Source organism: Herbaspirillum lusitanum P6-12, assembly GCF_000256565.1.
GTDB classification, from domain to species: domain Bacteria; phylum Pseudomonadota; class Gammaproteobacteria; order Burkholderiales; family Burkholderiaceae_D; genus Herbaspirillum; species Herbaspirillum lusitanum.
In genome coordinates, this window is sequence record NZ_AJHH01000702.1 from 1 (window position 1) to 4,567 (window position 4,567).

The 4,567-nt window shown below is 63.3% G+C and carries 2 protein-coding genes and 1 pseudogene; all 3 read left to right on the top strand.

Features of this window, described 5'->3' with window-relative positions:
• Positions 1–491: 491 nt before the first annotated feature.
• Positions 492–1,562, top strand: coding sequence for an SMP-30/gluconolactonase/LRE family protein (locus tag HLUSI_RS0122825; protein WP_029363911.1), 1,071 nt, complete (start codon positions 492–494; stop codon positions 1,560–1,562).
• Positions 1,563–1,909: 347 nt separating this feature from the next.
• Entirely contained in the window at positions 1,910–3,085 is a 1,176-nt protein-coding gene (locus HLUSI_RS0122830) for a DUF3142 domain-containing protein (protein ID WP_016836151.1), read from the top strand.
• Position 3,086: 1 nt separating this feature from the next.
• Positions 3,087–4,567 (top strand): annotated as a pseudogene (locus tag HLUSI_RS0122835) (hypothetical protein); the annotation flags it as partial.

Genomic DNA, 4,567 nt, shown 5'->3' on the forward strand with positions numbered 1-4,567 from the left:
CGCCGGTGACGATGGCGACTTGTTGTGCTGTAGCGGTGCTTGCTTGTTCCATGATGTGCTCCTGATGAATGGAATGGAGGATGAAGGGGTCGCGTAAGCCGGCGATGAGGTGCGTGTGTTGTGTCGCGTTTGCGCGTTCGCCAATCGATGAAGCTATTGTGGACCTTGGCCTGGATTGGATAAACAGGCTTGATCTGCTATCACTATTCGAAAAACGCCAATAATAGAGGCCCATTCCCCCCGAAAAAATCACATTGCCAATCCTCAATTCTGCTTATAAGATGTACGACAACATATAAGTATGAGAAGGCCGGCTACCCCACTCAGGCCTGCTATCTCAGGAGACAGCCTCACCACTCTTTGCGACATGCCGCACCGGCATTTCCCGTCGCAGCGCATGCCTATATGGACCAAACCCGATTTCTTCGCCTGCTGCGGACGTGCTCCGCCGGTCGGCGGCGTCGGAATTCCACCCCAATCTGGAGACAACGATGAATCAAGAAGACAAGAAAAAACCCTCTGGTTTCAACACAACTCGTCGTACAACATTGCTCGGCGGCCTGGCAATGGCCACCACTGCCCTGACCGCCAAAGCCCAGAGTTTCGACTTCAAGGCCAGCCAGCGCTATCCCGATCCCAACGTGCAGGTGCTGGACAACAGCTTCCTCAAATACCGGCTGTACAGCTCGACGGTCGAGCAGCTGGCGACCGGTTTCCGCTGGGTGGAAGGGCCTGTCTGGTTCGGCGACGGCCGCTATCTGCTGTTCAGCGACATCCCCAACAACCGCATCATGCGCTGGGATGAAGTCACCGGGACGACCTCGGTATTCCGCAACCCGGCCAACTTCACCAACGGCCTGGCGCGCGATCGCCAGGGCCGCCTGATCGCCTGCGAGCATCTAACCCGCCGCATCACGCGCACCGAATACGACGGCCGCATCACGGTGCTGGCCGACAATTACAACGGCAAGCGCTTCAACTCGCCCAACGACATCATCTGCAAATCGGACGGTTCGATCTGGTTCACCGATCCGCCGTTCGGCATCGCCGGCGAATGGGAAGGCGACAAGCAAGCCTCGGAACTGCCGCACGCGGTGTATCGCATCGACGGCCAGAGCGGCAAGCTGAGCCTGATCACCGACGCACTGGCCGGTCCCAACGGCCTGGCCTTCTCGCCCGATGAAAAAGTCATCTACATCGTCGAGTCGCGCGCCACGCCGAACCGCCTGATCTGGGCCTATCAGCTGACGGATAACGGGACCAAACTCGGTTCGCGCACGCTGGCGGTCGACGCCGCCGGTCCGGGCGCGATCGACGGCTTCAAGGTCGACGTCGACGGCAATCTGTGGTGCGGCTGGGGCAGCAACGGCGCACTCGACGCCAAACCGGCCGAGCTCGACGGCGTGCGCGTGTTCACGCCGCAAGGCAAGGCCATCGGCCACATCCATCTGCCGGAACGCTGCCCGAACCTGGTGTTCGGCGGAGCAAAGAAGAACCGCCTGTTCATGGCCAGCAGCCATTCGCTGTATGCGGTGTATGTCGATACGCGCGGCGCGGTGTAGGTCTGAACCCAAGCTGCAGCTATCGCCGCTTGTGCTGCGCCGCCTGATCGATTGATCGGGCGGCGCTTCTTTCTTTTTTCCTTCCCCGATTCACCATTCACCATTCACCAGTCACCATTCACCATTCGCGCGAATAAATCCTCGACGCCTCAGCGCAGCGTCAGACGGATAAACTAGAATGCCTGTGTCGTCTCTTGCGGCCATGCCTTCGTTCGATCCGGTTTGATCCGGTTGATCCGACTCCCAACCCGTATTGCCCCACGCCACACATGCTGCGCTGCCTCTCATTCGGCTTGCAATCCCGCCCCCGGCGCCTGCGTTCGATTTCGCTTCTGTTCCTTTTATCAATGTGCGGCTTGCTCGCCGCTTGCCAGCGCGCGCCGCAGGTCTTGCCGCAGCAGGCTTACATCTGGCAGCGGCAATGGAGTCCTGCCGTCGGCGCCGCCATGCAGGCCAGCGATCAACTGGTCGGCGGCTGGCGTGTGCTCGCCGCGGAGTTCACTGCCCAGCGCCAGTGGAAGATCGTCAATCCCGACTGGCAGGCGCTGAAGTCGACGCAGCACGCCATCGTGATGGTGGTGCGGCTGGACGGCCAGACCGGATCGCTTGATACCGCCACGCATGCGCGCGTCAACGATCTGCTGGCGCGCTGGCGGCAACAAGGCGTGCCGATAGCGGGCGTGGAAATCGATTACGACTGCCCGACTTCGCAATTGCCGGCGTATCGCAATTTCCTGGCCGGGATGCGGCAAAGCCTGGACCGCGACACCACGCTGTCGATCACGGCGCTGCCGACCTGGCTCAACAGTCCCGAACTGAGCAAGCTGCTGGCGATTACCGACGAATCGGTGTTGCAGGTGCATGCGGTGATGAATCCGCGCCAGGGCCTGTTCGACGCCGAGCGCGCGCAGGCGTGGCTGAAGGCCTATGCAAAACAGAGCGCGCATCCATGGCGCATTGCATTGCCGTCGTACGGCACGCGCGTGAGCTGGGACGACAACGGCCTCATCAGCGCAGTCGAAAGCGAACGTCCCCTGCTGGCGTCCGGCAACGCCGCGCAGGAGCTGACGGCATCGCCGGCAGTGGTGAGCGCCTTCCTCGCGCAGCTGGACAAGAATCCGGCGCCGGGCCTGATCGGCGTAGTCTGGTTCCGCCTGCCGACCGAAGACGACGTGCGCAACTGGAGCCTGCCGACCTGGCAAGCGGTGCTGGCGCGTCAGCCGCTAGTCTCCGTAGTCTCCGCCGTGACGGTGGAAGCCCGCGGCAATGCGCAAGCCGGCCTGCACGACCTCATGCTGCGCAATAACGGCAACGCCGACAGCGCGCTGCCGCTGATCGTGCGCATCGATGCGGCATCGGCCTGCGACGCCGCCGACGGCATCAACGGCTACGCCCTGGAGGCCGACGCCCAAGGCAAATATCTGCGACGCACGCGCGACGGTTTGCTGCGCGCCGGCTACCAGCGCAACATCGGCTGGGTCCATTGCGGGCAAGCACACATCCAACTCCATGTGGAACACTGACATGAACATCAAACATCTCCGCATCGCGGTCGCATTGGCGATCCCTTTCAGCGCTGCCGTCGTGATCGCCTGCGGTCCCGACTTCCCGCTGCAGGTGCTCGACGATCGCGCCGGCACGCTCAAGGCGACGCCGGCCAATTCCTTCGCCTACGAAGCTGCGCATCTGGTCAAACCCGGCGACGCATTGCTGGCCAATGAAAGCGACAGCACGCCCGATCCGTCCGGCAAACCGGATGCCGCCGATGCCGCCTTCATGACGCCCGTCCAGCTTGCCCAGCTCAAGGCCGCGCGCGCGCTCAAGGACGGCGACGCCGCGTATGCGCAAGGCCCTGACCTGCCGCCCGCGGTACGGTTGTATGCGGCCGGCGCGGTGGATTATCTTGCTGACGCTGACGCCGGAACACGCGCACGGAAACGCTTCCAGGCCGTGCTTGATTTACCCAAAACCGATGGCGACAAACGCGCCGTGTGGGCTGCCTACATGCTCGGGCAAAGCCACGCCGGCGCCATCACGGCCGCCGGCAACAAGCCCGGCGAAGAACGCGCCAAAGCCATCCAGGCGTATGCACTGGCGCGTTCGCGCGCGATTTCCGGTGCGCCCGATCCCAAGGGACTGGCGGTGGCGAGCTACGGCGAACAGGCGCGCGTATTTCTGGTCGGCAGCGCGATCAACGGCACGACCATGTGCGGCTATCTCGATTTCGTCAACGCCATGCCTTGCGCCGACGACGTCCCGGCCGCCGACCTGAAGCAGGCCGTTCGGCTGTACGCCGAACAGGCCGCGCGCAATTCCAACAGCGGCGTGCAATCGCTGCGCATCATCGCGGAATGGGCGCTGAGCGATGCCGGGCGTGCGCAGAAGCTGATTGACGATCCGATCGCGCAGCGCCTGCTGGTCGGCTATGCGCTGGCGCGCGTGGGCGACATGAGCGGCGCCGACGCCAGCCAGCCGGCCGAATACGACGCCTCGTGGGGCGGCTACGGTTACGTCGATGCCGGCAGAGGCGGCAAAGACGTCAAAGTCAATCCGGTGCTGCCGTCGCTGGTTGCAGCGTTGCAAAAACACGGCATCGCCAACATTGCCGACGCCGATCGCGTGGCGGCGCTCGCCTATCGCAGCGGGATGTACGAACTGGCGCAGACGCTGGCGGACAAGCAGCGCAGCAAGGGCGACGTGGCGGCAGCGGCGCAAGCCTATGCCGAGGCCGCCAAAGATTTCCCGCAAAATGACGCCAGCGTCGAGCCCGCCTCGCTCGGCCTGATCAAGGCAGAACAGAGCGTGCTGACGCTGTCGCGCGGACAATACGTCGACGCCTTCGATCAGCTGTACAAGGTCACCACGGCCAGCCAGGCGCGCGGCAAGAACGACAGCCTCGGCCATCCGCTCTACAGCGATTACAGCGGTGACACCTGGTACCTGGCCGAGCGCGTGCTGACGGTCGATGAACTCAAGACCTACGTCGATGCGCATGTCCCGGCAAC